At 55.4% G+C, this 4,979-nt stretch carries 3 protein-coding genes and 1 pseudogene; all 4 read left to right on the top strand.

The features are described from left to right. Nucleotides 1-384: 384 nt before the first annotated feature. Nucleotides 385-612: pseudogene (locus HMPREF9453_RS12425) on the top strand (endonuclease domain-containing protein); the annotation flags it as partial. A gap of 35 nt (nt 613-647) precedes the next feature. Continuing rightward, on the top strand, nt 648-794 hold the full coding sequence (locus HMPREF9453_RS12305; RefSeq protein WP_232217352.1) for an endonuclease domain-containing protein: 147 nt from the start codon (nt 648-650) through the stop codon (nt 792-794). 755 nt (nt 795-1,549) lie between these two features. Further along, entirely contained in the window at nt 1,550-2,680 is a 1,131-nt protein-coding gene (locus HMPREF9453_RS09485; RefSeq protein ID WP_008860337.1) for a trans-sulfuration enzyme family protein, read from the top strand. An 867-nt stretch (nt 2,681-3,547) separates the two neighbouring features. Next, complete coding sequence (locus HMPREF9453_RS09475; protein WP_008860336.1) at nt 3,548-4,723, top strand: MalY/PatB family protein; 1,176 nt, start codon at nt 3,548-3,550, stop codon at nt 4,721-4,723. Nucleotides 4,724-4,979 lie beyond the last annotated feature (256 nt).

Genomic DNA, 4,979 nt, shown 5'->3' with positions numbered 1-4,979 from the left:
CTTCGGGCCGAGGGTTGTGGTATCGCCCTATCGGGCGATGAGTATAAAGTCAGCGTTACGGGATTGGCTTTCTATGTCATATGGCATGAAAAGCATTCTGCGAATTGGCTCGCTGCGCTCGCCCCCCTATCCGGCTTCGCCGGACTGCCCCCTATGCAGGGGGCAGAATAAAACACCGCGAAGCCTCGCTTCGTCAGCTCAACGCATAGCGAAGAATAAAGTCCCCCCGCCGGGGGGAAGGTGGTGGCGCCAGCCACCAAAAGGGGTGCATGTCCTCGCCCGCCAGGGCGGTTGTATGGTTTCCCTACGGGCGAAAGCCCGGTTGTACAGTTTTCCCGCCCCATCGGTTGTTCCTTGAAATGATTCCCACTGTTTCCTGCTTCTATGCATTTCTCCATCAAGGAGTCCCTTATGAACAATCCCCCTTTGAACCGCACCTTAAAAGTCAGAGCTACCTCCCTGCGAAAAGGGATGACTCCGGAGGAGAAGAAACTCTGGTACCAATACCTCCGCTTCTATCCTGTCAAATTTCGCCGTCAACAGATACAGGCCCCTTTTATCCTTGACTTTTACTGTCATCAAGCCAGATTGGCCATAGAAATCGACGGCTCTCAGCATTACACCGATTACGGCAGGAGCTATGACCAGTGGCGCACAAAACATATAGAAAAAAAGGCATTGCTGTCCTCCGCTTCTCCAACAGTGATATCCGCCACCGCTTCGACGGCGTCCGCATCATGATTGATTTGATTGTAAAGAAAAGGGTGGAAGAGCTAAAGGAAAATCAATCTTAACCCCTATATGCCTTTAGCAAGAAAAAACAAACAACCGGGCCTATGGACCGTTGGAAATGCACCCCTTCTGCCTGCGGCATCTCCCCCGGTGGGGGAGATTTACTCTACCCTTACCTTAGTGCTGACTTAAGCCACTCAACGCATAGCGAAGAATAAAGTCCCCCCGCCGGGGGGAAGGTGGTGGCGCCAGCCACCAAAAGGGGTGCATTGTTTGAACCCGGGCCACAAGAGTGGCCCCATAGCGATACCACCACCTTCAGCGCCGCAGGCGCTGTCGCCCCCTGAGCGAAGCGAACCACAACCCTTCTACACAACCTGCGGCGGAGCCGCGCCCCTTTTTTAAATTTGCGGCGTAGCCGCCACCACCACCCTCTGAACCTTTTGAACCCTCGCGCCAGAGGCGCTATGTCACTTATCCTTGACATCCATGGTGACCCGTGGTATCATATTTCCAATTTCAAAGAAGGCAATGACAAGAAGAGTAGGGCTTCTCGAATGGCAAAGAGAGCTGCGTGTGGTGAAAGCAGTGCAGGAGGGCCGCCTGAAGATGGACTTGGAGCCTCCGGGCCGAATGGTCAAGCCCGCCGGGACTGCCCGTTACAGCAGCAGGGTATTTATGGCATTGTCCGGCGTACCTGTCAAGTCCTCTTCCGGTAACGGAGGGGAAAAGAAGAGTGGTAACACGGTGATACATCGTCTCTCGATTTCGAGGGACGATTTTTTTATTTCAACATCATTTCAGGGAGGTTTTTCATATGAATATCAAAACAATCTGCATTCATGGCAGCGATTGGAAAGATCCGACCGGCTGCATTTCCGTACCCGTTTTCCAGAGTGCCACCTTCGGCCATCCGGAGCTGGGGGAGTCCACGGGCTATGACTATACCCGGGTTCAAAATCCGACCCGGGAGTGTGCTGAAAAAGTGGTAGCCGCTCTGGAGCACGGCTGTGACTGTACCAGCTATGCCTCCGGCATGGCCGCCATTTCCATGGTCATGGAACTCTTCAAGCCGGGGGACACCATCATTTCTTCCGATGACCTCTATGGCGGCTCCATCCGTCTCTTCCGTTTCGTGAACGAAAAGAACGGTATTCAGTTCAAATTCGTCAATACCTCCCATGAAGACAAGGTGGAAGAAGCCTTCGATGAAACGGTAAAGGCTGTCTATATCGAAACCCCGACCAACCCCATGATGCAGATTACCGATATCCGGAAAACAGCAGATATCGCCCATGCTCACGGTGCCCTCCTCATTGCAGATAATACCTTCATGAGCCCCTATTTCTGCAACCCCATAGATTTCGGAGCCGATATCGTCATCCATAGCGGTACCAAGTACCTGGCAGGCCATAACGACACACTGGCAGGCTTCGTAGTGGCGAAAGATAAGGAAGTGGCAGAAAAAATCCGCTTCCTCTACAAAACCGTAGGCAGCTGCCTGGCTCCCTGGGACAGCTGGCTCGTAACCAGGGGCATCAAAACCCTGGCCCTCCGCATGGAAGCAGCTCAGAAAAATGCAGACGTCCTGGCTCACTGGCTGGAAAACCATCCGAAAATCACCAAAGTCTTCTACCCCGGCCTTTCCGATTTCCCCGGCAGAGATATCCACTTCAAGCAGTCCCGCGGCGCCGGCGCCATGCTCTCCTTCTATACCGACAGCCATGAAACAGCCCTCAAGGTGCTGAAGAATGTGAAACTGATCCGCTTCGCTGAAAGCCTGGGCGGCGTAGAAAGCCTCATCACCTACCCTGCTACCCAGACCCACAGCGACCTCACCGAAGAAGAACGGCAGTCCCGCGGCATCACCGCCTGCCTCCTCCGCCTCTCCGTAGGCATTGAAGATGTAAACGACCTCATCGCTGATTTGGAGCAGGCCCTGGGATAAAGGCCGCTTCGCTATGGGACACGCCGTTGGCGCGAGGGTTGACGGGGCTTTGCCCCGAGGGTTCGTAAGGTTCTTAAGTTTGACGGCCCTTCGGGCCGAGGGTGGTGGTGGCGGCTGCGCCGCAAGTTTTAAAAAAGGGGCGCGGCTGGCGCCGCAGGTTGTGTAGAAGGGTTGCATCGCTTCGCTCAAGGGGGCGACAGCACCGCCGGCGCTGAGGGTGGTGGATTGCCCTTCGGGCAATGCTTATAAAGTCCGCGTTACGGGATTGGCTTTCTATGTCATATAGCATGATAAGCATTCTGCAGATTGACTCGCTGCGCTCGCCTCCCCCTATCCGGCTACGCCAGACTTCCCCCGCAAGCGGGGGACAGAATAAAACACCGCAAAATATTCTCTTCATAAGCATCTCTACAGTAAGCACGGGTTGTTGTGCCACCTCGAAGAGGGGGAAAGGTGGTGGCGCCAGCCACCAAAGGGGGAATGCATTTCCAACGCCCGCAGGGCGGTTGTAAAGGTTTTAGCCGCCAAAGGCGGCATAAAAAATGGCGCCGAAAGGGCGCCCACCTCGCCAGCGGGCACGGTCAGCCAACCAATAGGTAAGCCCTTTAATGGGCAGGCTAAGGGCCTACTTTGGCTGACTTGGAGGTCCTATGCAGGACCTCCACAATACCATATAACTCCCGAGGGCGGAGCCCTCAACCCGTCCGGGAGGCGTCAGCCGGTCCCGGACAGAACCCTTGGCGCCCAGGGCCAAAGGCCCGGCGGCGCCATCAACCTTCACGCCCTGAAGGGGCTGTCAACCTTCGGGAATACGATCAAGCGCCACACATGACACCACCATTGAATCAATATACAAAGGAGTCCATCATGAAACTTTCTGATTTAGATACCATCATCGACCGCCGCGGCAGCGGCTGCCTGAAATACGATTTTGCCGTGCAGCGCGGAAAGCCTAAAGACGTGCTTCCCTTCTGGGTAGCCGACATGGATTTCAAAGTAGCAAAGCCCATTCTGGACGCCCTGGAAAAGCGGGTGCACCATGGCATCTTCGGCTATTCCGAATCCGGCGAGGCCTATTTCAAAGCCCTGGCCGCCTGGCAGGAAACCTATTTCCACTGGACCATCCGCCCGGAATGGCTGATCAAAACCCCCGGCGTCGTGCCTGCCATCAACCTGGCTGTCAAAGCCCTGACCAAACCGGGAGACGGCATCCTCATCAACCAGCCTGTATACTATCCCTTCCTCAATGCGGTCATCAAAAACGGAAGGACGCTGGTGAACAGCCCTCTGGTGCTGAAGAACGGCCATTATGAAATGGATTTTGCGGATTTGGAAGAGAAAATCGTAAAGGGCCATGTGAAGCTCGCCCTCCTCTGCACGCCCCACAACCCGGTAGGCCGCGTATGGACCAGGGAAGAACTCACCCGCTATGCAGACATCTGCCTCTCCCATGGCGTGACCATAGTGGCTGATGAAATCCACGAAGACTTCACCTACCCCGGCCACGTGCACACCGCCTTCGGCACCGTCAGCGAAGAAGCGGCTCAAAATGCCATCATCTGCACCGCTCCCTCCAAAACCTTCAACATTGCCGGCCTGCAGAACTCCAACATTCTGATTCCCAATCCCCGTATCCGCCGGGCCTTCCAGGAAGAACTGGACTCCTTCGGCTACGACCAGCTCAACGTCATGGGCCTTGCCGCCTGCCGTGCCGCCTATGAAGGAGGCCGGGAATGGCTGGACACCGTTAAGGAATACATCCGGGAAAATCTGGATTTCACAAGAACCTACCTTTCCGAAAACCTTCCGAAAATGAAACTCATCGAACCGGAAGGCACCTACCTCATCTGGATCGACGCCTCGGCCTATGGCCTTTCCAATGAAGATCTGGAGCACAAAGTCCTCTATGACTGCCACCTGTGGCTGGACATGGGGTACGTCTTCGGAAAAGAAGGGGAAGGCTTCCTCCGCTTCAATCTCGCCTGCCCCCGGAAAACACTGGAGCAGGGACTTCGCCAGCTGAAAGAAGGATTTGCGAAGTAAAACAGCAGGGCCGCTGCGGCCCTGCTGTTTTAGGGTTCAGAAGGTTCTTAAGGTTCTAAGGTTTGACGGCCCTTCGGGCCGAGGGTGATGGTGGCGGCTTCGCCGCAGGTTTTATAATGCAGCCTTCGGCGACCCCCCCTCCACCACTTCGTGGTCCCCCTCCCCCCGACGAGCGGTGGGAGGCAAGTTTGAAGGGCGTGGTCTCCTTTCCCCCACAAAATGGGATAGGCAAGTTTTGAGGGCAACGTTCTTCTCC

The organism is Dialister succinatiphilus YIT 11850 (assembly GCF_000242435.1).
GTDB lineage: Bacteria > Bacillota > Negativicutes > Veillonellales > Dialisteraceae > Dialister > Dialister succinatiphilus.
This window is presented reverse-complemented; position numbering and strand designations above follow the sequence as displayed.